22 protein-coding genes are annotated in these 25,584 nt (G+C 69.7%); 7 read left to right on the top strand and 15 right to left on the bottom strand.

Annotated features, from left to right (window positions below):
- The first annotated feature begins 135 nt into the window (after positions 1-135).
- Genes flhB through I7X39_RS02950 form a run of 7 tightly spaced genes read left to right on the top strand, consistent with a single transcriptional unit; the run spans position 136 to position 9,210 of the window.
- Positions 136-1,299 (top strand): flagellar biosynthesis protein FlhB, encoded by a 1,164-nt coding sequence (gene flhB, locus I7X39_RS02980; protein ID WP_198109485.1) that lies wholly within the window; start codon positions 136-138, stop codon positions 1,297-1,299.
- Positions 1,296-3,383: a flagellar biosynthesis protein FlhA gene (gene flhA / locus I7X39_RS02975; protein ID WP_198109484.1), complete on the top strand. Its 2,088-nt coding sequence runs from the start codon at positions 1,296-1,298 to the stop codon at positions 3,381-3,383. The genes flhB and flhA overlap by 4 nt, the downstream gene beginning before the upstream one ends.
- A complete protein-coding gene (gene flhF / locus I7X39_RS02970; protein ID WP_198109483.1) occupies positions 3,380-5,041 on the top strand; it encodes a flagellar biosynthesis GTPase FlhF in 1,662 nt (553 codons plus the stop codon). Before flhA ends, flhF begins: the two co-directional genes overlap by 4 nt.
- Before the next feature lie 12 nt (positions 5,042-5,053).
- On the top strand, positions 5,054-5,809 hold the full coding sequence (locus tag I7X39_RS02965) for a MinD/ParA family ATP-binding protein (RefSeq protein WP_198109482.1): 756 nt from the start codon (positions 5,054-5,056) through the stop codon (positions 5,807-5,809).
- Positions 5,809-6,522 (top strand): RNA polymerase sigma factor FliA, encoded by a 714-nt coding sequence (locus I7X39_RS02960; RefSeq protein ID WP_198109481.1) that lies wholly within the window; start codon positions 5,809-5,811, stop codon positions 6,520-6,522. The genes I7X39_RS02965 and I7X39_RS02960 overlap by 1 nt, the downstream gene beginning before the upstream one ends.
- A gap of 58 nt (positions 6,523-6,580) precedes the next feature.
- Complete coding sequence (locus tag I7X39_RS02955) at positions 6,581-7,459, top strand: transporter substrate-binding domain-containing protein (RefSeq protein ID WP_198109480.1); 879 nt, start codon at positions 6,581-6,583, stop codon at positions 7,457-7,459.
- Positions 7,456-9,210: a sensor domain-containing diguanylate cyclase gene (locus I7X39_RS02950; RefSeq protein ID WP_198109479.1), complete on the top strand. Its 1,755-nt coding sequence runs from the start codon at positions 7,456-7,458 to the stop codon at positions 9,208-9,210. The genes I7X39_RS02955 and I7X39_RS02950 overlap by 4 nt, the downstream gene beginning before the upstream one ends.
- Here the strand turns inward: I7X39_RS02950 and I7X39_RS02945 are convergent.
- The 15 genes from I7X39_RS02945 to flgB all read right to left on the bottom strand — a co-directional run bounded on the left by I7X39_RS02945 (position 9,203) and on the right by flgB (position 25,482).
- Complete coding sequence (locus I7X39_RS02945; RefSeq protein ID WP_198109478.1) at positions 9,203-11,056, bottom strand: GGDEF domain-containing protein; 1,854 nt, start codon at positions 11,054-11,056, stop codon at positions 9,203-9,205. The genes I7X39_RS02950 and I7X39_RS02945 overlap by 8 nt on opposite strands.
- A 54-nt stretch (positions 11,057-11,110) precedes the next feature.
- Positions 11,111-13,324 carry a putative bifunctional diguanylate cyclase/phosphodiesterase gene (locus I7X39_RS02940; protein ID WP_198109477.1) on the bottom strand — a complete coding sequence of 738 codons (2,214 nt, stop codon included), beginning with the start codon at positions 13,322-13,324 and terminating at the stop codon, positions 11,111-11,113.
- Positions 13,321-13,680: an Hpt domain-containing protein gene (locus tag I7X39_RS02935; protein WP_198109476.1), complete on the bottom strand. Its 360-nt coding sequence runs from the start codon at positions 13,678-13,680 to the stop codon at positions 13,321-13,323. Before I7X39_RS02935 ends, I7X39_RS02940 begins: the two co-directional genes overlap by 4 nt.
- A complete protein-coding gene (locus tag I7X39_RS02930) occupies positions 13,677-14,837 on the bottom strand; it encodes an EAL and HDOD domain-containing protein (RefSeq protein ID WP_198109475.1) in 1,161 nt (386 codons plus the stop codon). The genes I7X39_RS02935 and I7X39_RS02930 overlap by 4 nt, the downstream gene beginning before the upstream one ends.
- 61 nt (positions 14,838-14,898) lie before the next feature.
- On the bottom strand, positions 14,899-16,110 hold the full coding sequence (gene flgL, locus I7X39_RS02925) for a flagellar hook-associated protein FlgL (RefSeq protein ID WP_198109474.1): 1,212 nt from the start codon (positions 16,108-16,110) through the stop codon (positions 14,899-14,901).
- A 5-nt stretch (positions 16,111-16,115) separates the two neighbouring features.
- Positions 16,116-18,146, bottom strand: coding sequence for a flagellar hook-associated protein FlgK (gene flgK, locus I7X39_RS02920; RefSeq protein WP_198109473.1), 2,031 nt, complete (start codon positions 18,144-18,146; stop codon positions 16,116-16,118).
- Between the two features lie 171 nt (positions 18,147-18,317).
- Complete coding sequence (flgJ, locus tag I7X39_RS02915) at positions 18,318-19,184, bottom strand: flagellar assembly peptidoglycan hydrolase FlgJ (RefSeq protein WP_198109472.1); 867 nt, start codon at positions 19,182-19,184, stop codon at positions 18,318-18,320.
- Entirely contained in the window at positions 19,181-20,275 is a 1,095-nt protein-coding gene (locus tag I7X39_RS02910; RefSeq protein WP_198109471.1) for a flagellar basal body P-ring protein FlgI, read from the bottom strand. The genes flgJ and I7X39_RS02910 overlap by 4 nt, the downstream gene beginning before the upstream one ends.
- A 46-nt stretch (positions 20,276-20,321) precedes the next feature.
- Positions 20,322-20,987, bottom strand: coding sequence for a flagellar basal body L-ring protein FlgH (locus tag I7X39_RS02905; protein WP_198109470.1), 666 nt, complete (start codon positions 20,985-20,987; stop codon positions 20,322-20,324).
- 9 nt (positions 20,988-20,996) lie between these two features.
- On the bottom strand, positions 20,997-21,779 hold the full coding sequence (gene flgG, locus I7X39_RS02900; protein ID WP_198109469.1) for a flagellar basal-body rod protein FlgG: 783 nt from the start codon (positions 21,777-21,779) through the stop codon (positions 20,997-20,999).
- Positions 21,780-21,876: 97 nt separating this feature from the next.
- The gene (gene flgF, locus I7X39_RS02895) at positions 21,877-22,599 is read right to left on the bottom strand and encodes a flagellar basal-body rod protein FlgF (RefSeq protein ID WP_198109468.1); all 723 of its coding nucleotides are present in this window, start codon (positions 22,597-22,599) and stop codon (positions 21,877-21,879) included.
- Between the two features lie 11 nt (positions 22,600-22,610).
- The gene (flgE, locus tag I7X39_RS02890) at positions 22,611-23,987 is read right to left on the bottom strand and encodes a flagellar hook protein FlgE (RefSeq protein WP_198109467.1); all 1,377 of its coding nucleotides are present in this window, start codon (positions 23,985-23,987) and stop codon (positions 22,611-22,613) included.
- 9 nt (positions 23,988-23,996) lie between these two features.
- On the bottom strand, positions 23,997-24,635 hold the full coding sequence (locus tag I7X39_RS02885) for a flagellar hook assembly protein FlgD (protein WP_198109466.1): 639 nt from the start codon (positions 24,633-24,635) through the stop codon (positions 23,997-23,999).
- 11 nt (positions 24,636-24,646) lie between these two features.
- Positions 24,647-25,075: a flagellar basal body rod protein FlgC gene (flgC, locus tag I7X39_RS02880; protein WP_198109465.1), complete on the bottom strand. Its 429-nt coding sequence runs from the start codon at positions 25,073-25,075 to the stop codon at positions 24,647-24,649.
- Positions 25,076-25,086: 11 nt separating this feature from the next.
- Positions 25,087-25,482 (bottom strand): flagellar basal body rod protein FlgB, encoded by a 396-nt coding sequence (gene flgB / locus I7X39_RS02875; RefSeq protein WP_198109464.1) that lies wholly within the window; start codon positions 25,480-25,482, stop codon positions 25,087-25,089.
- Positions 25,483-25,584: the final 102 nt, after the last annotated feature.

The following is a 25,584-nucleotide window of genomic DNA, read 5'->3' as shown; positions in this document are numbered from 1 at the left end:
GCCAAACGGTGCCCGCCGCTTTTCTTTGCGGCTTCGAATAGGCGGGTGATCGTCCCGCTTCTCGGGCTCAAGTGCGCGGGGGCGAGTCAGAACAATGCCGGCACAGGCCGAACTTGATCGCGGCCTGTGCCCCGCATGGCCGACAAAGACGCCCAAGACCACAACTTACCCGCCTCGCAGCGCAAGATCCGCAAAGCGCGCGAAGAGGGCCAGCTGCCCCGCTCGCGCGACCTCGCGCACGCGCTGGTGCTGGCGGCCATGGTCCTGCTGGCCTGGTTCTGGCTGCCGCAGGCGCTGCAGGATTGCCAGCGTCTGCTGGCCGACGGCCTGCGCTTCAATGCCCAGAGCCTGAGCCACCCCGGGGCGATGCAGCACAGCCTGGCGAATCTGGGCGGGCGGCTGGTGCAGGCCCTGCTGATGATCGGCGCCGTGCTGGGCGGTGCGGCCGTGGCCTCACAGCTCGCGCTGGGGGGCTGGAACTTCACCTTGAAGGCCCTGGGGCCGCGCTGGAACCTGCTGGACCCGGTGGCCGGCCTGGGGCGCCTGTTCTCGGGCCAGAACGCCGGCCAGGCCTTGAAGGCCGTGCTGCTGGCAGTGCTGCTGGGCGCCGTGGCGGCCTGGGCCCTGCATCAGCGCCTGGACCAGTACGTCAGCCTCATGTCCACCCCGCTGGAACAGGCGCTCGCGCAGGCCGGCCGCTTGCTGCTGGCGGGCCTGTTTGCGCTGACCTTGGCCCTGGCCGTGTTCGCCGCGCTGGATGTGCCCCTGCAGCGCCAACTCTACCTGCGCCGCCTGCGCATGAGCCGCGTCGAGGTCAAGCAGGAAATGAAGGAGACCGAGGGCTCGCCCGAGATCAAGGCCCGCCAGCGCGCCCGCATGCGCGAGCTGACGCGCCAGCGCATGATGGCCGCGGTGCCCAAGGCCGACCTGGTGGTGATGAACCCCACCCACTACGCCGTGGCCCTGAAGTACGACGAGGCCAAGGACGGCGCACCGCGCGTCGTGGCCAAGGGCGCCGACCTGCTGGCCCTGCGCATCCGCGACGTGGCCAAAGAGCACAAAGTGCCGGTGCTGCAGGCGCCGGCGCTGGCGCGGGCGCTGTACGCCCACGCCAAGCTGGACCGCGAGGTGCCCATGAGCCTGTTCGGCGCCGTGGCCCAGGTGCTGGCCTGGCTGTACCAGCTGCGCGCCGCGCGCCCGGGGCGCGAGCCGCAGGCGCCGGACCCGGCCGTGCCCAAGGGCATGGATCCGCATGAAGAGCAGGCCCTGGCGCCATCTGACGAGGAGCAGGCCGTATGAACGAGCTGACGCAGAAGCTGCAGGCCTGGATCGGCCCGCACAGCCAGATGCTGACGGCGCTGGGCGCGCCGGTGGCGGTGCTGCTGGTGCTGACCATGATGGTGCTGCCGCTGCCGCCTTTCGCGCTGGACTTCCTGTTCACCCTCAACATCGCGCTGGCGCTGATGGTGATGATGGTGGCTGCGCACATGATCCGGCCGCTGGATTTCGCCGCCTTCCCGACCGTGCTGCTGCTCACCACGCTGATGCGCCTCTCGCTCAACGTGGCCTCGACCCGCGTGGTGCTGCTCGAGGGCCATACCGGCCCGGGCGCGGCCGGCAAGGTGATCGAGAGCTTCGGCCACTTCCTGATCGGCGGCAATTTCGCTGTCGGTCTGATCGTGTTCGCCATCCTGGTGGTGATCAACTTCATCGTCGTCACCAAGGGCTCGGAGCGCATCGCCGAGGTGTCGGCCCGTTTCACCCTGGACGCCTTGCCGGGCAAGCAGATGGCGGTGGACGCCGATCTCTCCGCCGGGCTGATCGACGAGAAGGAGGCCAAGCGCCGCCGTGCCGAGCTGGGGGACGAAGCCGACTTCTTCGGCTCCATGGACGGTGCCAGCAAGTTCGTGCGTGGTGACGCCGTGGCAGGCATCCTGATCCTGGTCATCAACATCATTGGCGGCTTTGCCATCGGCATGGCGCAGCACGGCCTGTCGCTCGGTCAGGCGGCCGACAGCTACATCCTGCTGGCGGTGGGCGACGCGCTGGTGGCGCAGATCCCCGGCCTGCTGATCTCGGTGGCCGCGGCCATGGTGGTCTCGCGCGTGGGCAAGGAGCGTGACATCAGCGCCATGATCGGCACGCAGATGTTCGGCAGCTGGCGCGCGCTGGCCATCACCGCCGGCGTGGTGGCCACGCTGGGCCTGATTCCGGGCATGCCGCATGCGGTGTTCCTGCTGATGTCCGGCCTGCTGGGCTGGGGCGCCTGGTGGCTGCGCGAGCGCGAGCGCCGCGCCAAGCTGGCCCCGCCGGCGCCACCCCCCGCCCAGGCCGCCACCGATGGCGAAGCCAGCTGGGACGACTTGCAGCCGGTGGACACCCTGGGCCTGGAAGTGGGCTACCGCCTCATCACCCTGGTGGACAAGGCGCGCGACGGCGATCTGCTCAGCCGCATCAAGGGCGTGCGCAAGAAATTCGCGCAGGACGTCGGCTTCCTGCCGCCGGCCGTGCACATCCGCGACAACCTGGAGCTGCGCCCCAGCCAGTACCGGCTGCTGCTGCGCGGCGCCGTGGTGGCCGAGGCCGAGGCCTACCCCGGCCTGTGGCTGGCCATCAACCCCGGCCACGCCACCACCAAGCTGCCCGGCACCAAGACCACCGACCCCGCCTTCGGCCTGCCGGCGGTGTGGATCGAAGAAAAGCAAAGGGAAGCCGCGCAAATGGCCGGCTACACCGTGGTTGATTGTTCGACTGTCATTGCCACCCATCTTTCACACTTGATGCAAATCCATGCGGCCAAGCTCCTGGGCCGCACGGAGACCCAGCAACTGGTCGAGCACTTGACCAAGCTGGCCCCCAAGCTGATGGAAGACGTGGTTCCGAAGATGGTCGCCCTGCCTCTGTTGCAACGCGTGCTGCAGGCCCTGCTGGAAGAGGGTGTGCATATCCGCGACATGCGCTCCATCGTGGAGGCGCTGGCCGAGCACGCGGGCGGCACCGCCGACCCGACCGAACTGGCGCGCCGGGTGCGCGTGCAGCTGGCCCCGGCCATCGTGCAGCAGATCTACGGGCCGGTGAAGGAACTCGACGTGATCGCCCTGGACCCCGAGCTGGAACGCCTGATCGTGCAGGCCCTCACCAGCCCGCACGGCCAGGCCCTGGACCCCGGCGTGGCCGACCAGCTGGCCCGCCGCGCCGCCGAAACCAGCAACCAGCAGGAAGAGCGCGGCGTGCCCGCCTGCCTGCTGGTGCCCGACCTCATTCGCGCCCCGCTGGCGCGCTTGCTGCGCCGCGCCGCGCCGCGCCTGAAGGTGCTGTCGCACAGCGAAGTGCCTGAGACCCACTCCATCCGCATCGGTTCCGTTATTGGAGGTGCCGCATGAACATGAAGCGCTTCACTGCCCCCACCACCCGCGAGGCCATGAATTTGGTGCGCGCCGCCTTCGGCGACGACGCGGTGGTGCTGGCCACCAAGCCCTGTGCCGAAGGCATCGAGGTGCTGGCCATGGAGCCCGAGGGCCTGGCCAAGGTGCAGGAGATCGCCGCGCGTGGTGCCGGCCCCGGCACCTCGGTCAAACAGGATGTCTCCGCCATGGGCATGAGCACCCTGTCGTTCCAGGACTATGTGCGCGAGCGCATGCTGCGCCGCCGCCAGGCCGAGCTGCAGGGTCAGCCCGACCCGGTGGCCCCGCCGCAGCTGCAGCGCAAGCCCGACAGCGAAGGCGAGCGTGCCCGCCGCGCCCAGGCGCAGATCGAGGCCATGCGCGCGCAGCGGGTGGAGCAGGCCAGCTTCGCCGCTGCTGCGCCCGCCGCGCCCGTGCAACGCCAGGGCAGTGCCGCGCAACGCTGGGCCGCCGCCGGTGCGGGCCAGCCCACACAGCGCATTGAACCCCGGCTGGAAGACCCGGCCCCGGCGCCTTCGCGCCTGGCCGAGCCGCCGCGCAATCTGCGCCAGGAGGCGCGCGAGCGCCTGCACGCCGATGCACCGCGAGCCGCCGCCGTCGAGGCCCCGCGCATGCGTGGCATCGATGCCCCGGCTTTGCGCCGCAACCCGCCCGTGCTGCGCGATGAAGTGGCGCCGCCCACCCCGGCCAGCGACTTCGGCGCCGGCGCCTCGCGCAACGAGCGCGAGCGTGCCGACGTGATGCGCGAGCTGCAGGACATGAAGGGCCTGATCGAGCAGCGCTTCGGTGCCCTGGCCTTCATGGAAAAGCTGCAGCGCCAGCCGGTGCAGGCACGCCTGGCCCAGCAGCTGCTGGAAGCGGGCTTTTCACCGGCACTGACGCGCAAGCTGGTCGATGCCTGCCCGAGCGCCTTTGCCGCCGGGGCCGACGAAATGCAATGGGCCGCCGCCGTGCTAGCGCGCAATCTGCATGTCGCCCCCACCGCGCTGGAGGACCGCCAGGGCGTGTTCGCGCTGATCGGCTCCACCGGCGTGGGCAAGACCACCAGCACCGCCAAGATCGCCGCCAACTTTGCGGCCAAGCACGGCGCCAGCCAGCTCGGCCTCATCACCCTGGACGCCTACCGCCTGGGCGCCCACGAGCAGCTGCGCGCCTATGGCCGCATCCTGGGCGTACCAGTGCACACCGCGCACGACCGCGCCTCGCTGGACGACCTGCTCGACTTGCTGGCCAACAAGCAGATGGTGCTGATCGACACCGCCGGCATGGCCCAGCGCGACAGCCGCACGCAGGAGCTGCTGGAGATGGTGGCCCACCCCTCGATTCGCCGCCTGCTGGTGGTCAACGCCAGCGCTCAGGGCGAGACCCTGGACGATGTGGTGGGCGCCTGGCATGCCAGCCAGTGCGAGGGCGTGGTGCTGAGCAAGATTGACGAGGCGGTGCGCCTCGGCCCGGCCCTGGACATCCTGATCCGTCACCGCCTGACCCTGCAGGCCGTGGCGAACGGCCAGCGGGTGCCCGAGGACTGGTTGCGCCTGAGCCCGGACGAACTGGTGCAGCACGCCTTCAAGCCGCGCGCCACCAGTGCCTGGAGCAAGGACCCGCAGGACCTGCAACTCGTTTTCGCGACCCACTGATCGAGGAGCGCCATGCTGCGAACCCCGCGTGACCAGGCCGCTGGCCTGCGCCGCCTGTTCGCCCCCCGCGGCGGGGTGCTGGTGCCGGTGCTGGCGCAAGCCGGCCTGGAAGCCGCCGAACTGATGCTGGACGCCCTGGTGGGTGCTTACCTGGAGCGTGGGCTGCAGGTGCTGGTGGTGGACGCCGGGCCGGCTGCCAAGCCGGCGCCGGAGCTCGCGCGCATCAACCTGGCGGCCTGCCTGGAAACGCTGTCGGACGATGTGCAGTTCCTGGAGGCGCGCGGCCTGCCCGGCCATTACCTGGATGCACGCGGCAATGCCGGCAGCCTGGTGGAGGCGCTGCGCAGCGCCGCCCCGCAGGCCGACGTGATCCTGCTGCATGCGCCGGTGGCCGAGCTGGCGCGGGTGCTGGTGGGGCAAGGGGACTGCCGACCCATTCTGCTGACCGACCTGCAACCGCAGGCCATGACCCAGGCCTATGCCGCGATGAAATGGCTGCAGCAGCGCGCCCACTGCCAGGTGTTCGGCCTGCTGGTGGCGGGCCACCCGCGCCTGGCGCTGACGCGCCGCATCGCCGAGCAGCTGGCCGACTGTGCCGAACGATTCTTGGGCGCCGCCTTGCCGGTTTGGGCGGCGCTGGACCCCAGGGCCGGATTGCGCGCCGCACCGAGTGCGGAATTGCGCCGCCTGGCGCGCGACAGCCTGCTGGGGTTGGAGCCCCAGAGGGTGCATCATGGAGCCCTGGAATACGCGCCGCTGATGACCTGATGTACACCGCCAAAGGCAAGCTCGACACCAATGTGCTGCTCAAGCAGTACAGCCCGCTGGTTCGCCGTCTGGCGCATCAGATGATTGCCAAGCTGCCCGCCAATGTGGAGCTGGACGACCTTGTGCAGGTCGGCATGATCGGCCTGACCGATGCGCTGAGCCGCTTTGATGCCGGCCAGGGCGTGCAGTTCGAAACCTTTGCCACCCAGCGCATCCGTGGCGCCATGCTCGACGAGCTGCGCGGCGGCGACTGGCTCAGCCGCGGCACGCGCCGCCAGCAGCGCGAAATCGAGGACGCCGTGCACAAGGCCGAGCAGAAGCTGGGCCGCGCGCCCAGCGAGAGCGAGGTGGCGGCGCAGATGGGCATCTCGCTGGCCGAGTACCAGGAGGCGCTGACGCGCGTGCGCGGCACGCAGCTTGTCTACCTGGAAGACATCGGCGGCGGCGAGGACGGCGACGACTACCTGGACCGCCATGTCGTCGACCATGCCAACAACCCCTCGCTGCAGCTGCAGGACCACCGCATGCGCGCCGCCCTGGTCGAGGCCATCAAGGCCCTGCCCGAGCGCGAGGGCTATGTGATGAGCATGTACTACGAGCACGACATGAATCTCAAAGAGATCGCCGCCGTGCTGAAGGTGACGGAAAGCCGCGTGTGCCAGCTGCACAGCCAGGCCATCGCCCGCCTGCGCGTCAAGCTGCGGGAACATTGAGGGCCAGCCCCCTGTAACAACTTGAGCAATGGGGCTACCCTGCACGGCAGGGGGTCCCATGGAACGCAACCGCCGGGAACGACGCACCTGCCTGGCCATGCTGCTGGGCACGGCGGCCTGCGTGCCGGCGCGGCCCCCACGCGAGCTGGAGCTGCGCTTCGGCGTCGAACGCGATTACGGCCCCTTCGTGTTCCGTGATGCCGACGGCGCGGTCAAGGGCCTGTCCGTCGACATCCTGCGGGCACTGCTGCCGGCTGCCCATCTGCGCCTGCGCTGGAGCGAGCCGCGTCCGCTGGCCGAGCTGCTGCAACTGGCCGAGGCTGGGCAGATCGAGCTGCTGAGTTCGCTGCGCCCCACGCCCGAGCGCGACAGCTACCTGGACTTCACCGCGCCCTATGTGGTGGTGCCGGCCGTGGTGGCCCTGCGCAGCGGCAAGGGGGATGGCCAGCTCTGGCGCCTGGCCGGAAGGCGGGTGGCGGTGGGGCGCGGCTATGCCATCGAGGCCTTCGTGCGCCGCCACTACCCGCACATCGAGTGGCAGGCCTATAGCGACGACGGACTCAGCTTGCAGGCCTTGATGAGCGGCCAGGTCGAGGCCCTGGTGGCCGACCTGGCCAGCGTGGAGCATGCGCGCCGGCGCCTGCGGCTGCAGCCCGGTGCGCTGCAGCTGGTGGCCGACCTGGGCTACTCCTACCCGCTGAGCTTCGGCTACGCCAAGGGCCGGGCCGATATCGGTGAGCGCCTGGAGCAGGCCCTGGATGCCCTGCCGCACACCCAGCTGCGCGCCATCCTGGCGCGCTGGCTGCCGGAAGGCGGGCTGGACCAGGTGGCGGTGCAGCCCGAGCGCGAACAGCTGCGTGGCGTGGGCCTGGCCAGCCTGGCGGCCGCCGGTGCCGGGGCTCTGTGGACCTGGCACCTGCGCCGGGGCGCGGCATGAGCACCCGCACGCTGCCGAACGCCGAGCGCCTGGCCCTGGTGCTGCTGGTCTATGCGCTGGCGCTGGCCGTCTCGCTCGGCCTGGCGCGCCTGCCGCAGGCCCTGGCGCCGCTTTGGTACGCCAATGCGGTGGCGGTGGCCGGCCTGCTGGCGCTGCCTCTGCGCTGGGCCGCCCCGGCCTTGGGCCTGATGCTGGGCCTGCTGGCGCTGGGCAACCGGTTGGTGGGCTGGGAGTGGCAGCAGACCCTGCTGTTCCTGCCGGCCAACGCGATGGAAATTGCGCTGGGCGCCTGGCTGCTGCGGCCCTGGGGGAGCCGCCTGCAGCGCCGGCTGGAGCCGCTGCAGTGGCTGAAGGTGCTGAGCCTGGGCGCGCTGGTGCCGGGCCTGCTGGGCGCCACGCTGAGCCTGGCGCTGGCGCAGCCCGACGAGGCCCCCTGGGTGCAGGCCCTGACCTGGTGGACCGCCAGCGCCGCCGGCGCCATGGCCGTGCTGCCGCTGGCCCTGCTGGGGGTGGCGCAGGCGCGCGAGCTGCGCCAGAGCCTGGCCACGCCCGAGTGCTGGGTGGCGCTGCTGGGGGCGGTGGGCCTCACCCTGGTGGTGGTCACGACGCTGCAGATGCCTTACGTCTTCGTCGCCCTGGGCCTGGTGCTGGTGGGCTTGTGGCAGGGCCTGGGCGTCACGGCGCTGGCCACGCTCAGCGTCTCCCTACTGCTTTCCTATGCGCTTGGCGCCGGGCTGATGGCCGCGCCCGTCGGGGCTTCCAGCTGGAGTGCCTGGGCCAGCGCGCTGCCGCTGGTGGCCTTGCTGCTGCCGCCCCAGCTGCTGGCGGTGGCGGTGGAGCAGCTGCGCGCCCAGCAGCGCCGCATCACCGCCTATTACGAGCACACGCCGGTGATGCTGGCCTCGCTGGACCCGAAGCTTCGCCTGCGTGCCGGCTCCGAGGCCCTGGTGCGCTGGCTGAGTCGTCCGCGCACCGAAGTGCTGGGGCAGCCCCTGGCCGAGTTGCTGGGTCTTAACGAGGCCCAAAGCAAGCGCCTGCGCCGGCATCTGGAGGAGCTGCCACTGGAAGGGGCCGCCAGCCCCGAGCTGCGCCTGAACGCCGAGTTCGCACCGCCCGAGCGGGCCGCGCTGCGCTTGCGCGCGTTACGCCTGGGCCTGCCCGACGAACCCGGCTACGAGCTGGTGCTCGAAGACCTGTCCGAGCAGGTCCAGATGCAGGAGGCCCTGCAGCGCACGGCCTACCAGCTGGAGGCCGCCCGGCGCGACGCGCTGACCGAGTTGCCACTGCGCGCGGGTTTTCTGGACGACCTGGAGCAGGCCTTGGCGCGCGCCAGCTTTGCGCGCCGCCGCCTGGCGGTGGTGTTCGTGGATGTGGACGAGCTCAAGCGCGTGAACGACGCCCATGGCCATGCGGTGGGCGATGCCCTCCTGCACGCACTCGGCCAGCGCCTGCGCGCCCAGCTGCGCCCGGGTGACCTGGCCGGCCGCCTGGGGGGCGACGAGTTCGCCATGGTGCTCAGCGATGTGCACGCCGAGGCCGACCCGCTGGCCCTGGCCAGCCGCGTGGCGGAGGCCCTGGAGGGGCCGGTGCGCCAGCAGGGCCCCGAGCTGCTGCTCCGCGTCAGCGTGGGGGTGGCGGTGTTCCCGGACGACGGCCTGGCGGCCGAAGAGCTGCTGCGCCGGGCGGACGCAGCCATGTACCGCGCCAAGGGCGGGCCGGCGCGGCGCAGCCGCGCGCAGGGGCTCAGTTGACGCAGGCCCGGTTCTTGCCGGTGCGCTTGGCCTCGTAGAGCGCCTCGTCGGCGCGCTGCAGGGCGTCTTCCAGCGCCTCGCCGCTGCGGTACAGGGTGGCGCCGGCCGAGAAGGTCACGAACACGTCCTTGCCCTCGTGCATGAACAGGCTGGCCGAGAGCGCGCGCTGCAGCCGGCCCAGCACCTGGCGGGCTTCGTCCAGCGGCGTGTTGGGCAGCAGCAGCACGAATTCCTCGCCGCCGTAGCGCGCCACCAGGTCGCCCGGGCGCAGGATGGACTGGGCGCGTGCCGCCAGGCCCTTGAGTGCCTCGTCGCCGGCGGCGTGGCCCAGGCTGTCGTTGAGCTTCTTGAAGTTGTCGATGTCCAGCAGCGCCAGGGCCAGCGGGGCACCCTCGCGCTCCTGGCGCGCCTGCTCGGTGACGAAGGCGGCCTGCAGGCCGCGCCGGTTGGCGACCTTGGTGAGCTGGTCGGTCTGCACCTCTTCCGACAGGCGCAGCAGCTCCACTTCCAACTGGTTCACGCGTTCGGCCAGGGCGCTGGCGCGCTGGTGCTCGCCGCTCAATTTGGCCTGCGTCTGCTGCACCAGGCCCTGCACGGTGCGGCTTTCCTGCAGCATCTCGCGCACGGCGCCGGTCAGGCTCTCGATCGAGTCGGCCTTCTCGATCACCTCGGTGTAGCGGCCCAGGTGCTGGTGGAAGCGGTCGGTGTGCTCACCCAGCGCACCCAGGTCGCTGAGCAGGGTCTGCATCAGGCCCTTGAGCGCGTCGCGGGCGGCGCGGCGTTCCTCGCGCAGCGCGTGCTGGCGCGCGCGGGTGTGCGCCAGGCGCTCGGCCACGCTGCGCACCGCCAGGGCGGACAGGCCCTGGTCCAGGGTGTCGTTCATGGCCACGGCCTGGCCCTGGGCCCAGCTCTCGTCCTCACTGAGCTCGACCAGGCTGGCGCTCAGTTCACGGCACAGGCTGCCGAGCTGGCTGCTCAGGTGCAGGCGGTGCTCCAGCAGGCGGCGCGCCTGGGCGCAGAGCTGGGCGATGGCTTCGGCGCGTGCCGCGCTGGCGTCCCCCTGCTGCGCGGCCTGCTGCTCGCGCTGCAGGTCGGCCAGCAGCTGCTCGATGCGCTGCACCAGGGCCGGCGCATCGCCCGCCGGCTGCAGCGCCACCTGCACGGTCTGGTGCAGCTCGGCGCCAATGCGGGGCCAGTGTGAAGGTGGCGCCTCCAGCGAGATGCGTTCGAGCGGGGGAGCCGAAAGCGACGCGGCGGCGGGCTGCTGCTCCTCTTCGCTGAAGAACTGGCTGGGCGTGCCGCCCGGCTCCTCGGCGCCGGGCTCGCCCTGGGTTTCGACCGCGGTGGCGGCCTCATCGCTGTCCCAGCTCAGCACCAGTTGGCGCAGGCGCTTGATCAGACGGGTGCCGTCGCCGCGGTTGGCCGCCAGTACGCGCTGCAGGCCGTCCTTCTTGCGCGCCAGCGTCCATTGCCTGCCGCCGCGCTCCAGGCCGCGGGCCAGCTTGTCAACCGCCTGGGCCAGCGCCTCACCCTGTGCGGCCGGGCCCTCGGTGGCCAGCAGGCGTTCGCTGCGGCGCTGCACGGCATCAAACTCGCCCAGGCGCAGTTCGCGTTGCAGTTCCTGGCGCTCGCCCAGATCGCTCACGCCCAGCTGCAGCAGGCGCTGCAAGGCCGCCAGGGCGCGCTCGGACAGGCCGGACTCGGCACTGCTGCCGGCCGGCTCCTGGCCGGATTCCAGCGCGTAGGCGCGGGCGTAGTTTTCGGGCGTGGGCTCCAGCTTGGCGGCGGCCAGCCGGCGCAAGGCCTGCTTGGCGAGCTGGGCCGGGGGGAGGCTTGGATCGGGCATGCGGATTTGTAGCAGCGCTGGCGCCGCCTGCGCGGCTTGCGCCGCGAAATTCGCTCAGCCGCGGCTGCCGAACGACTGCGGCAGGCTCTCCAGCCCGTCCGGCAGCGCGTGGCGCAGCCAGTCGGCCTGGCGCGGCAGCAGAGTTTGTTCGACCCATTGCACCACCGCGTCGCCGCTCATGGGCTTGGCGAACAGATAGCCCTGCATCACGCGGCAGCCCTGGCGCAGCAGCACGTCCATCTGGCGTGGCGTCTCCACGCCCTCGGCCACCACGCTCAGGCCGAGCGAGCGGGCCAGCGCGATGATGGCCGTCACCACCGCCGCGCTCTGGGGCGAGACACCCAGATCGCGCACGAAGCTGCGGTCAATCTTGAGCTCGGACAGGGGCAGGCTGGTCAGGTAGGAGAGCGAGGAGTAGCCGGTGCCGAAGTCGTCGATCGAGATCTCGACGCCGATGGCGGTGAGGCGGTGCAGCGTGGGGATGACGGAGTGCAGGTCCCTCATCAGCCCGGTCTCGGTGATCTCCAGCTGCAGGCTGCGGTGCGCCACGCCGGCGCTGCTGACGGCCTCATGGATCTGCTCAACCAGATCCACGCGCTCGAACATGCGGTTGGGCAGGTTGACGGCGATGGACTCCTCGAAACCGATGCGCTGCTGCCAGGCCCGCGCCTGGCGCGCGGCCTCGCGCATCGCCCACTCGGACATCGGCACGATCAGGCCGGTTTCCTCGGCCAGCGGAATGAAGTCGCCCGGCGGCACCAGCTGGCCGCCGCGCTGCCAGCGCATCAAGGCCTCGACGCCCACCATGCGGCCGGCACGCACGTCCACCTTGGGCTGGTAGTGCAGCACCAGCTCGCCGCGCTCCAGCGCGCGGTGCAGCGCGGCCTCCAGCTCCAGGCGCTCGCGGCCCTTGCCGCCCAGCTGGGGCGAGAACAGCGCGCAGCCGTTGCGGCCCTGGTCCTTGACGGCGTACATCGCCACGTCGGCATTGCGCAGCAGGTCGACGACATTGGCGCCGTCCTGCGGGAACAGCGAGATGCCCACGCTGGCGCTGATGAAGCAGTCCTGCCCGGCCACGAACACCGGCTCGCGCATCGCTTCGAGCACGCGCGCCGCCACGCGCTCGGCATCGGCCACCTGGGTGATCTCGGGCAGCAGGGCGACGAATTCATCGCCCCCGAGGCGGCCCACGGCTTCCAGGTTGCGGTGGCCGCGGCCGTTGCCGCCATCCAGCAGGCCCTCGACCAGCTGCTCCGAATGGCGCACACAGGCGCGCAGGCGGCGCGCCACTTCGATCAGCAGCTCGTCCCCGGCGGCGTGGCCCAGGGTGTCGTTGATGTTCTTGAAACGGTCCAGGTCGATCAGCAGCAGGGCGGCCATATGGCCCTGGCGGCGCGCGGCGTCGATGGCGCGCTCGGCGCGCCAAATCAGCTGGCGCCGGTTCGGCAGGCCGGTCAGGGCGTCGAAATGCGCCAGCTGGCGGATCTTGTCCTCTGCCTGGCGGCGGTCGGTCACGTCCTGCAGCACGCCGGAGTAATCGGTCAGGCGGCCGCTCTCGTCGAACTCGGGTTCGGCCTCCAAATGCAGCATGCGCAGGCGGCCGCCCTTGGCGCAGAAGGGCAGGTCGGTCACCAGGGCACTGGCCTGCGCGAACAGCTCGCGCAGCAGGCCGATCAGCAGCCCCCGGTCGCTGCGCGGCACCAGGCGCAGCAGGCGCGAGAGCGGCCAGTGTGTCTGATTGGCAACACCCAGCACCCGCTGGGCCTCAACCGATAGGCGCACGCCGGCGCCGACATGCCAGTCGAAGCTGCCCATGCGGGCCAGATCCTGGGCGCGTGCCAGCCGGGCCTTGGAGCGTTCCAGCTCCTGGCGCGTGCGCGCCGAGCGCAGCAGGTAGCGGAGGCGCCCCACCAGCAAGCTCCACTGCCGGCTTTTGACGAAGAAGTCGGTGGCGCCGACCTCGTAGGCGCGCTCGATCGAGGCCTCGTCGTCCAGGCCGGTGAGCATCAGCACCGGCAGGCCCGCCAGGGTCGGGCGCGCGCGCACCTGACGACAGACTTCAAAGCCGTCCATCTCGGGCATCAGCGCATCCAGCACCAGCAGATCGGGCGTGGCGTGGCGCAGGGCCTCCAGGGCCTCCGGCCCGGTGTGCATCTCGACGGTCTCGAAGCCGCGCGCGCGCAGCGCGGCGGCGGTCGCCATCAGGCCGACCTCGTCGTCGTCAACGATCCAGACCAGGCCCTGGTCGGACAGGCACTCGGGCTTCATTCGACTGCGCGCAGTGCCTCACGCACCCGCAGCGTGCCGGCGCGTGCTTGCGCCAGCTGGCCTGCGAGGCCTTCGGCCCGGCCCTCCTTGCATTGTTGTTCGATCGTCTGCCACTGCGCCGACAAATGCAATGCCGCCAAATTGGCGGTGCTTGATTTCAGCGTATGTGCGATACGGCGGATCGCGTCCAGGTCGGGGCCGGCAGCCGCCCGGTCGAGTTCGGGCAGCAGACGCTCCAGGCTGCGCGCCCAGGCCTCGCCCAGTCGGCGCAGCAGGCCCTGGCTGCCGTCCGGGTCCAGCGCCCGCAAATCGGCCAGGGCCTGGGGGTCGAGCAGTTCGGCTGAGCCTGCCGTCATTCGAGCTGGGCGCCCTTGAGCAGGCAGTTCAGCACCGCCTGATTCAGTTCGGCCGGGCCGATCATCAGGGTCTCGGCGGCCTCGCGGTAGTCAAACACCGACTCCAGCTCGATGGCATGCACCAGCTGCATGAAGGGCTGGTAGGGACCGGTGTTCTCCACCAGCGCCTGGCGCACGCGCTCGGGGCAGGGGATGGATTCCAGCAGCTTGACCACCGGGGTCTTGAGCAGGTGGTCGAGCAGCGAGAACAGGCCGCAGATGAACATCTCGTCCTTGGCGTCGCTGTCCTGCAGGGTCTTGGAGAGTTCCTCCATCAGCAGGCCGCGGCGCAGTGCGGCCCACATCACCGGGCGCATCGTGCTGTCCTTGCTGGCGGTGGCCAGCAGCAGGGCCAGCCAGCGCTTCAGGCGGTTCAGGCCCAGCAGCATCATGGCGTGGCGGAAGGAGGTCACCTCCACCGGCAGGCCGAACGCGGCGCTGTTCATGTAGCGCAGCAGCTTGAAGGCCAGGCCGGGGTCGCGCTTGAGCGTGGCTTCCATCTTCTCGACGCTCTCGCCCTGGTCCACCTGGCCCATCAGCACGATGATGACCTGCAGGTCGGCGCTGACCTCGCTCTTGGCGGGCGCGCCGGCCGGGGCTTCGTAGTGGCCCTCCACGGGCACGCCGAACACGGCGGCGGCGCCGCGCTCAAAGGCCTCACCGGCCTCAGGGCCGGAGCGCACCACATTGCACCAAAGCGGCAGCTTGTTGGGGTCCTGCACGCCGCGGCGCAGGTCGTCCAGATCGAGCTCGGTGGCCTTGAAGGCGGCCCGCTCGGCCCCGAGTGCGCTGGCTCCCTTGAGCAGAAGGCCCTTTTTGCCTTCGAGCCCGCCGGCCAGGCCGGCGGCCAGGAAGGCAGGGATTTCCAGCACGATGTTGGCCGGCAGCTCCTGCGCCAGCAGGCCCTGCAGCGCGGCTTCCTGGGGCACGTTCAGCACCACCGGCTTGTCGGGTGCGGCCTCGCTGATGGCGGCCAACAGGGCCGTGGGGTCGATGGCGGCGTCGGGCTTGAGGGGAATACAGCTGATCCGGGTGGCCAGGACCTGGCGCTGCTTGTCGTACAGCGGGGCGAAACCCAGCGCCAACTGGGCCAGGACAGGGTGCTTGGTGCTGCTCATCGAGATCGGGCTCCCGGCGCGGTGCCGGGCCCCTTGCGATCAAGCGCAGGACCGCGGCGCCTCAGAAGTTCAGGTAGTCAAACAGGTTCAAACGCTGCACGGCAGCATAGGAACGGAGCGCTGCATCGTAGCTGGTCTGCTGCACCTGGAACTTCGAGATTGCCTCGGTCATGTCGAGGTCTTCGGCGGCGCTGCGCTCGCTCTGGTTGTAAAGCTTCAGATCGGCCAGACGGTTCTCGGAGCCGTCGAGCAGATTGAGCTGTTCGCCCACCAGGCTGCGCACGTTCTGCATGTTCTGGAAGCTCTGGTCCAGATCGCGCAGCGCGATCACATTGCTCTGCTGGATTTGCTGGGCGTTGCGGCCGGGCGTGCGCAGCGCGGCCACGGCGGTGTCCAGCACGTCGAAGACCTGCAGATTGCTCTGCGAGGCGCCGATGGAGAAGCGGTCGCCGTCCTGCACCAGGCCGCTGATGGTGAAGGCCATGCCGTCGATCGTCAGGGTCTTGCCCAACTCGTAGGGCAACACGGTGGTGACGGCCCCGGTGGTGATGTTGGTGATGGTGGCCTGGGCCAGGCCGGAGGTGCCGTTGATCTGGATCTCGTAGTCGTTGCCGGTCAGCAGCGCCGGGTCGGTGACGCGGCCGGGGTCGATCCAGGCGCGCGGCGGCCCGCCGGTGATGGCGTTCGTCATCGGCGCGGTGACGTAGTAGCCATTGCCGCTGCGCGCCTCCTCCCAGGCCAGCCGACCATCCACGGTGAGCGGGAAGTCGTCCAGATTGCCGGTGATCACCGAGCCGGGCAGGCCATTGAAGCGCACGCCGCCGGCTTCGTCCAGGAAGGGGGGCTGGCTGGCCCCCTGACCGCTGAAGACGAAGCCGCCGCTGCCGTCGGGCCGGTTGGCGATGGAGAGCAGCTGGTTGCGCAGGCCCTCGATCTTGGCGGCCAAACCAAGGCGTTCGGCATCGCCATAGCTGGCGTTGCCGGCGGCCACCAGGGTTTCGCGGATCTGCTGCAGGATCTCGCTGCCGTCGGCCAGCGCCGATTCGGCCAGGCGCATGCTGTTGCGGCTGGCCTCCAGCGCGCGCTGGTTCGCTTCCACGCGACCCAGCGAGGCCAGGGCGCGCTCCACGCGCGCCGCGCCGGTCGGGTCGTCGCTGGCGGCGGCGACCTTCTTGCCCGAGGTCAGCTGCACCTGGGTGGTCTGCATTTCCATCTGCCGGCGCATCAGCTGGCTGATGGTGGCGTCGTACATATTGGCGGTGGCAACACGCATGGTGCTTACCTCACGGTGTTGATCAGTTCATCGAATACCGTCTGCGCCACCTGCAGCAGCTTGGCGGCGGCCTGGTAGGCCTGCTGGTACTGCATCATTCGCGCAGCCTCCTCGTCCAGGTTCACGCCGGCCTCGGCGGCCTTGGCGGCGTCGGCGTCCCGTGCCACCTGATCGGACACACCGGCCAGGTATTCGGTGCCCTGCACACGTGAGCCGATCTCGCCCATTGCCGCGCTGTAGGCCTCGTTGAGCGTGGCGCCGGCGGAGATGTCGCCGGTCAGCGGGTTCAGGCGCTTGCCGACGAAGCTCTCGCCCTGCAGCTCGATGAAGGCCTTGACGTTGCCGTTGTTCTGGGCGGGGTAGGGCGTGGGCACCAGGGTGATGGTGTCGCCGAAGTAGGGTGGCGTGGCGGCCAGGTCCTCGCCCTTGGGCACGCCGTTGATGCGCATCTCGAAGCCCAGCGCGATGCCGGGCTCGTTGCCGATCGGTTGCCCGGGCGTCCAGATGCCGGCCAGGGTGCCGAACGGTCCGGTGATCTCGTAGTTCACGCGCCCATCCGGGTTTTGCACGGTGAAGCGCACGGTGGTGGGTGCGGCCGGCGGTGCGGGGAAGTTGGCCGGGGTGAAGGTGGCGGGGTCGACGGCAAAGATGCTGTCCAGCGTGGCCGAGCCCCGGTTGGTGATGGTGGTGACGGCGCTCACCGGGCTGGCCGCGGCGATGCCGGCCGGCAGGTCCAGCACGCGGCGCATGTCGGGCGCGGCATTGGCCACCGGCTCCAGGCGGTAGGTGTCGAGCGGGCCGGGCGGGGCGAGCAGGGGGTCGAAGTCGATGCGGAAGCCGTCGATGGTCTGGCCGTCAACCACCGACTGCGTGAAGCCATCGCTCTCGCGCACCAGCAGGTAGGTGCCAGCGAGGGCCGGGTCCCCCTTCAGGATGTAGCTGCTGGCCTGCAGGAAGTCGGGGTCGACGCGGGTGATGGTGACGTTGCTGAGGAAATTGCCGGCGATGTCGCGCGCATTGGTGGTGGCGGGCAGCACGCGCTCGGCGCCCACCGCCAGCAGGGCCACACCGGCGCCCGAAGGGGTGGACAGGTCCAGGCCCAGCGACTGCTGGGTGTTGACGCGCATCGTGAGGGCGGTGGCCAGCTGACCGATGTAGTTGCGCGCGTCCTGCAGGTCGCGGTTCTGGAAGCTCAGCAGCGCGGACATCGAGCCGCCCGTGAGCAGCGCGGCGTCCAGCGGCAGGGTGTTGGTCGGCCCCTTCAGGGCCAGCTGCACGCGCTGGGAGTCATACGGGTCCTGCTCCACCACCAGTTCGGCCGCCTGGTTGGAGAGCACCAGGCGCTGGCCGCCGCCGATGAACACCCCCATCGAGCCGTCCTCGGCCTCCAGGGTGCTGACGGTGACGTACTTCGAGATCTCGTAGATCAGGTTGTCGCGCTGGTCCAGCAGGTCATTGGTGTCGTGCTCGCCGCCATTCAGGCGCTGGATCTGCCCGTTCACATTGGCCAGTTGCTTGGCCAGCGCGTTCACCACCTGCACGTTGGCGCGCAGGTCGCTGGACACGCCGGCCTGCAGGTCATTGAGCTGGGCGCCGGCGCTGCTGAAGCGCGTGGCCATCTCCTTGGTGCGGCCCAGCACCACCTGGCGGGCGGCCGGGTCGGCCGGGCGACTGGCCACGTCCACCATGGCGTTCAGGAAGTCGCTCATGGCCTTGCCCAGGCCGGCCTCGCCGGGGGGCAGCACCTTCTCCAGGCGCTGCAGGTTGAGCAGCAGGGCCTCGTCGCCACTGGCGGCGGCGCGCGAGCCATAGGCCTCCTGGGTCAGGAAGCGGTTGTAGACGCGGTTGATGGTGTCCACCGCCACGCCCTTGCCCTGGAAGCCCGCGCCGGTGAACTGCGGCGTGGCGGTCTTGAGCACCGCCGTCTGGCGCGAATAGCCCGGCGTGTTGGCGTTGGCAATGTTGTGCCCGATCGTGCTGATCACCGTCTGACTGGCGTTCATCGCCCGGGCGCCGAGGTTGAGCAGCAAGGACATGGGGAAACTCCGGATCTAGTTCGTTATCGGCCAGACGAAAAGCCAATCAATGGCTGACGGCGGCAAAAGGTCGCACAAATCCGATCAAGGGGCCACGGTGGAACCGGCTTTGCCGGGCCAGTCGTGGCGCCCCCTTGAGGGGGAGGCGCGAAGCGCTTCGGGGGTGGGCCATCATGCAAGGGCGCGCTGCACCCGAACCGTGGTGTTGATCACGCGGGCCAGCTTGTTGGCGTACTCCGGGTCGGTGGCGTAGCCGGCTTTTTGCAGGTGTTTGGCGAAGGCTGCGGCGTTGTCGGGAGCGGCTTGGGCGCTGGCCACGGCTTGGGCGTAGCGCTGGTTGCCGGTCAGCAGCTTGGCGTAGTCGCGGAAGCTCTCCTCCGGGCTGTCGTAGGCGCGGAACTTGGCCACCACCTTGCGCGCCTGGCCGTTCACGTACTCGGTCGTCGTCACTTCGGCCACCTTGCCGGTCCAGCCGGGGCCGGCCTTGATGCCGAACAGGTTGTGCGCGTCGCTGCCGTCGCTGGCCTTCATGCGGGCGCGGCCCCAGCCGGTTTCGTGGGCGGCCTGCGCCAGCATGAAGTCGGCCGGCAGGCCGGATTCCTGCGCCACGGCGCGCGCGGCGTCGCCATGGCGCTGGATGAAGCGGGCTACATGCTCGGGCACGTTCTTCTTCGGCAGGTCGGGCAGCGGCTCCGCCGGCTTGGCCAAGCCACCAGTGCTCAGGGCATCGCCGGGCGTGCTGGGCAGGCCGCGGCTGAGCTGGCGCTCGATCGCCGCCGACAGCCCGCCGGGCAGGCCGGTCATCTGGGTGGCGAACTGCTGGTCCAGCATCTCGGTGCCGATCTGGCTGAGGCGGTTCTCCATCAGGCCGGATTCGAGCGTGGCGGCGCGCATGCGCTTCATCACCTCGTTCATGAACAAGGCTTCGAACTGCTTGGCCGCCGCCTTGGTGGCCGATTTGGGGTCGCGCGCCGCCTGGGCGCGCAGCGCATCGGTGCTTTGCGTATCGAGCGCAAAGCTCGCAGCGTTGAGGGTCATATCACCTCCAGCTCCGCCTGCAAGGCGCCGGCCGATTTCATGGCCTGCAGGATGGCGAGCAGATCGCCCGGCGTGGCGCCCAGGGCGGACAGGGCCTTGACCACGTCGGCCAGCTTGGCGCTGGCGGGCATCTGGACGAGCGGACCGGGCTCCTGCTTGAGCGTGATGTCCACTTTTTCGGTGACCACGGTCTGGCCGCCCGAGAGCGGCCCGGGCTGGCTGACCTGGGGCGTGCTGGCAATCGTCACGCTCAGGTTGCCATGCGCCACGGCGCAGGGGCCGAGCGTGACGGCCTGGTTCATCACCACCGAGCCGGTGCGGGCGTTGATGACGATGCGCGCGGCCGGGGTGGCGAGATCGAAGGGCAGGTTCTCGATGTCGGCCAGGAAGCCGACGCGCTCGTCCGGGTTCAGCGGCGCCTTGACGCGGATCACCCGGCCGTCCATGGCCTGGGCCGTGCCCTCGCCCTTGGCCTTGTTGATGGCACCGGCCACCGCGCGGGCGGTGGCGAAGTCCACGCTGTTCAGGTCCAGCTGGATGAAGGCACCCTGGTTCAGCGGCGTGGGCACGGCGCGTTCCACAGTGGCGCCGGCCGGCACGCGCCCGGCCGAGAGGTGGTTGATCTGCACCTTGGAGCCGCCGGCCGAGGCGCCGGCGCCGCCGACGATCAGATTGCCCTGCGCCAGCGCGTAGATCTGGCCGTCCGCGCCCTTGAGCGGGGTGGTGATGAGCGTGCCGCCGCGCAGCGACTTGGCGTTGCCGATCGAGGCCACCGTCACGTCCAGCTGCTGGCCGGGCTGCGCAAAGGCAGGCAGCTGGGTGGTGACGACCACCGCGGCGATGTTGCGCGGGCTGGCCGTGACGCCGGGCGGCAGGGTGATGCCGAACTGCTGCAGCATCGCCGTCAGGCTCTGGTTGGTGAAGGGCGACTGGGTGGTCTGGTCGCCCGTGCCGTCCAGACCCACCACCAAGCCATAGCCCGTCAATGGGTTGGAGCGCACGCCGGCCACGGCAGCGACTTCCTTGATGCGCGTGGCCTGCGAGGGCAGGGCCAACACGATCAGCAGCAGGGCGGTGAGGAGGGACTTCATGGGGTCGAGCGGAAGAAGGGGAGGCTCGACCGAATCTTGAAGTTCTTTAGGTCGGCGAAAGACTCAAGAAGAACCGGGAAAGCCAGCCGATTCCATGCAATCCCTCGGCCGGACCGCGGCCGCGCTGTTCGATGCGCACATTGGCCACCGCGGTGGAGGACACCACGTTGCCGGCGCCGATGGTGCGCGGATCGACCTGGCCGGAGAAGCGCAGCACGTCGACGTTGTTGTTCACGCCGATCTGTTTCTCGGCGCTGATCAGCAGGTGCCCGTTGGGCAGCACGGCCTGGACGACCGCGGTGACGCTGCCGCTGAACTCGTTGCTGTTCTCGTTGCTGCCCTTGCCGGTGGTCTTGTTGGCACTGCTGGCGCCAGCGGTGGCGCGCGCCAGGGCCTTGGCGGGGTTCAGGCCCGGAATGGCCGTGACCTCGCCCGAGAGCGAGCCGCTGCGATCGGCCTCGGAGCTGGAGGACTGCGAGGCGCTGATCTTCTCGGTGATGGCGATCATCAGGGTGTCGCCCACCAGCCGGGCCCGGTGTTCCTCGAACAGCGGGCGGTAGGTGGCGGCATGGAAGATCGCGCCGTTGCGGGCCTGCGGCGGCGGCACGTCGGGCAGCTGCACGGCGGGCGGCGGGTCCATCTCGACGCGCGGATCCAGCCAGGCGGCGCAACCGGTGGCTAGGGGCAGCAGCAGCAGGGCGAGCTTCTTCATGATGAAACCTCAGATCTGAGAGAGGCGCTGCAGCATCTGGTCGCTGGTCTGCACCGCCTTGGAGTTCAGCTCGTAGGCGCGCTGGGTCTGGATCATCTGCACCAGCTCTTCGACCACATTGACGTTGGAGCTTTCGATGAAGCCCTGCTTGATGCCGCCCAGGTTGTTCGTGCCCGGCGCGCCGACCTGCGGGGCGCCGCTGGAGGCGGTCTCGGCATAGAGATTGCCGCCCAACGGATCCAGGCCATTGGGGTTGATGAAATTGGCCAGTTGCACCTGGCCGATGCCCTGCGGCGTGGGGTTGCCGGGTAGGGTGACGGAGACCGTGCCGTCGGCGCCGATGCTGACCGAGAGGGCATTGGCGGGCACGGTCAGGCCGGGCAGCAGGGTGTCGCCGTTGTTGGTGACGATCTGGCCATTGGCGTCGACCTTGAAGCTGCCGTCGCGCGTGTAGGCGGTGGTGCCGTCGGGGCGCTGGATCTGGAAGAAGCCCTTGCCGGTGATGGCCATGTCCAGGCTGTTGCCGCTCTGCGAGAGATTGCCCTGCGTGAACTGGCGGCCGGTGGCGGCGGTGCGCACGCCCAGGCCCACCTGCAGGCCGGCGGGCAGGTTCGTCTGCTCCGTTTCCGGCGCGCCGGCCTGGCGCAGGTTCTGGTACATCAGGTCCTCGAACAAGGCCTGCGAGCGCTTGTAGCCATTCGTCGAGACGTTGGCCAGGTTGTTGGAGATGTGGTCCAGCTGGGTTTGCTGGGCCTCCATGCCGGTCTTGGCGATCCAGAGGGCGCGCATCATGCTCGGTACTCCTTAATGCGGTCGGCGCCCGCCGGGCCGTCCCAAGGGCGCCGCGGCCCCCTTGGGGGGTGGCGAACGAAGTGAAACTGGGGGCTCTTCACGTCGGTGAAAGCAGTTTTGCGGAGACTTGGCCCTGCGTCTGCGCGATGTTGAGCAGCTTCATCTGCTGCTCGAACTGGCGCGCGGCCGAGATCATGGAGACCATGGTCTCGACGGCGCTGACGTTGGAGCCTTCCAGCACGCCGGCTTCGAGGCGCGCATTGGGGTCCGCAGGCAGGGGATCAACCGTGCGAAACAGGCCGTCCTCGCCGCGCGTCATGCGCTCCTCGGGGGTGACGAGCTTGAGCCGGCCAACGTTGGCGGGCCGGCCCGTGGCTCCCTTGGCGGAAACGGTGCCGTCCTCGCCGATCTGGATCTCGGAATTGGGCGGGATGGTGATGGGGCCGCCATCGCCCAGCACGGGCAGGCCGCCGCGTGTCACCAGCAGGCCCTCGGCGTTGACGTCCAGCGCGCCGGCCCGGGTGTAGGCCTCGGTGCCGTCCAGGCCCTGCACGCTGAGCCAGCTCTTGCCCTTGACGGCGACGTCCAGATTGCGCGCCGTGGTCTGCAGCGGCCCGGCCTTGTCGTCGTAGCCGATGGTGGTTTCCAGCGCGTAGACGCGGGTGCTGGCGCCATCGCCGCGCACCGGAACGGCCCGGAAGGCCTGCAACTCGGCGCGAAAACCGGTGGTGGTGACGTTGGCCAGGTTGTGCGCCAGCACCTCCTGGCGCTGCATCGCCGCCTTGGCCCCCGCCATCGAGTTGTAGATCATCCGGTCCATGGGTCAGCCCCTTAACGGAGGTTGGTGATCGTCTGCAGCACCTGGTCCTGCGTGCGGATGGTCTGGGCGTTGGCCTGGTAGACCCGCTGCGCCGTGATCATGTTCACCAGCTCGATCGTCAGGTCGGTGTTGCTGTCTTCCAGTGCGCCGGCCTGCAGGGCGCCGAAGTTGCCCACGCCGGGAACACCGAGGATGGCGTCGCCGGAGGCGAAGGTGCTGGCCCAGACGTTGCCGCCCATGGGCTGCAGGCCCTGCACATTGCGGAAGTTGGCCAGTTCGACCTGGCCGGCCGGCTTGGTCTGGCCATTGCTGTAGCGCGCCGTGACGATGCCGTTGCCCTCGATCAGGATGCCGCTGAGCTGGCCGGGCGAGTAGCCGTCCTGGAACACATCGGTGACGGAGAAGGCCGAGCCGTTCTCGGTCAGGCTCAGCAGGTTGATGGCCACCGGCGTGGCGGCGTTGTCGTTGGTGAAGTCGGCAATGCCGAGCTTGAGGATCTGGTTGGGCGGGTTGGGGTCGACCTGGTCCGGGATGCGCAGGTTCAGCAGCACCGGCGGGCTGGCCGTCGGGTCCGGAATGCGCGGCAGGCCGCCATTGCGTGGGAAAACCACCGTGGTCCAGGGCAGGTCGGGGTTGCCGTTGGCGTCGGGCGTGATCGCGGCGTCGGCATCCGTGGTGGTGACGGCGCGGCCGTCGGCGGTCACGTAGATGTGCCACTGGTCGTTGTCCAGCAGGCCGGTCACCGGGTCGGCCACCGGGTCGCCCTTCTGGAAGTACATCGTCACCGCAATCTCTTCGCCCTTGGCGTTGAAGACCGAGAGCGAGGTGGCGTTGTTGTAGGTGGTGGCGTCGTTGAGGATGATGCCGGCGCCCGTGCCGGTCTTTGGCAGGCGCGAGTCCAGGTTCAGTTCGAGCTTGACCTCGGTGGTCTGGTTGGCCTCGATGCCCGAGGTCGGCAGCTGCAGCGGTTGCGCGATGCCGGGCTGGATCACGCCCGTGCCGTCGGCCGGGTAGCCGACCAGGCGCAGCTGGTCGTTGTTGACGATGAAGCCCTCGCGGTTGACCTTGAACTGGCCATTGCGGGTGTAGAGGCGCGGGTTCACGCCGTCCGAGACCTGGAAGAAGCCCTGACCATTGATGGCCAGGTCCAGCGGGTTCTCGGTGGTGGTGATGTTGCCCTGGGTGAACTGCTGCGCTACCGCGGACAGGCCCACGCCGATGCCGACGTTGTTGACCCCGGCCCCGCTGAGCGCGGCGGCGTAAACGTCGGAGAACTCGGCCCGTGAGGCTTTGAAGCCCACCGTGCTGGCGTTCGCCACGTTGTTGCCGATGACGTCCAGGTTCTTGCTGGCAGCGTTCAGGCCGGAGAGACCTTGTTGAAAGCCCATGGTGGCTCCTCAGTCAACAGAAAGAATGGCGTCGGCGCCGGCAGTGGCGCCGCTGGCCAGTTGGAAACCCAGCTTGCCGCCCTGGGTGGTGACGGCCACGACCGTGTCGCGGGTGTAGGTGGTGGCGCTCACCGGCTTGCTGCCGCGCAGCGCCTCCACCTTGAAATGCAGTTCGGCATTCGGGTTGATGCCCGCACGCGGCCAGCCGAAGCTGTGGGTGCCGCTGCCCGCGGCGCCCAGGTCCACGGTGTCGATCACCGTGCCAGCGGCGGTGGTGATGTGCACGCGCACCTGGTCGGCGGGGCCCTCGAGCTTGAAGCTGCCCTCGGCGCCGTCGCTCTTGATGGCCAGGCGGCTGCCTTCCAGCGTGACGTCGTGGCCCACCATGGCCACGCCCTGGAAGGCCTGGGCCTGCTGGGTCTGCGAGACCAGCTTCTCGATATTGGTGTTCAGGTTCTCGACGCCGGTGACCGTCTGGATCTGCGCGATCTGCGTGGTCAGCTGCGCGTTCTCCATCGGGTTCATCGGGTCCTGGTTCTTCATCTGCGCGACCAGCAGGGTCAGGAAGCGGTCCTGGTTCTCCTGGGACTTGCTCGTGGCCGCCTTTTCCTTGGGTGTGGGCGGGTTGATGACGGCACCGACATCCATGCTCTAGCTCCTTATTGGCCCAGCTGCAGGGTCTTCTGCAGCAGCACCTTCGCGGTGTTCATGACCTCGACGTTGTTCTGGTACGAGCGCGAGGCGGCAATCATGTTGACCATCTCCTCCACGCTGTTGACGTTCGAGTACGTCACATAGCCCTGGGCATCCGCCTTGGGGTGCTTGGGGTCGTGCACACGCCGGCCCGGCGTGTTGTCTTCGGTGATGTTGGTGACCTTCACGCCAGCCGCGGCAGCGTCGGGCGGCGTCATGCCATCGCGCGCGCCCACCAGATGGGTCTGGAACACCACCTGGCGCGCCTTGTAGACGCTGCCATCGGGCCCGGCCACCGTGTCCACATTGGCCAGGTTGCTGGCCACCACGTTGAGGCGCTGGCTGTTGGCCGAGACGGCGCTGCCGCTGATGTTGAAGATCTGGAACATCGACATGACAAGACTCCTCAGGCCGAGTTGTGCGACTTCATGGCGTCCTGCAGGGTGCGCAGACTGCCGTTGATGAAGCGCAGCGTGGCTTCGTAGCGCAGGCTGTTGTCCGCAAAGGCGGCGCGCTCGCGGTCCATGTCCACGCCGTTGCTGTCCAGGCTGGTCTGGGCCTGCAGCGCGAAGCGCGCAGTGCTCTGGGCCAGTTCGGTGGGGCTGGCGCGCTGGCCTGTGGCCTGGGCCTGCTGGGCGGCGCTGGTGGCATTGCGCAGCGCGCTGGCGAAGTCGAAGTCGTGCGCCTGGTAGCCGGGGGTGTCGGCGTTGGCGATGTTGCCGGCCAGCATGCGCTGGCGTTCGGCCCGCAGCAGCAGGGCCTGGGTCTGGAATTCAAGTCCGGTGGTGAGCCGATCCAACATGGCGCCTCCGGTCAGCGCGAAAACCCTTGATGGGCGATGGCGCTCATTCTGGGCAGGGGGTGGCCGAACTTGAGCCGGAAAAGGCCGGTCACTCACCCCCAT

This window comes from Inhella proteolytica (genome assembly GCF_016093275.1).
GTDB classification, from domain to species: Bacteria; Pseudomonadota; Gammaproteobacteria; order Burkholderiales; family Burkholderiaceae_C; genus Inhella; species Inhella proteolytica.
The sequence above is the reverse complement of the archived record's forward strand: the minus strand, read 5'-3'. Positions and strand labels throughout refer to the sequence as shown.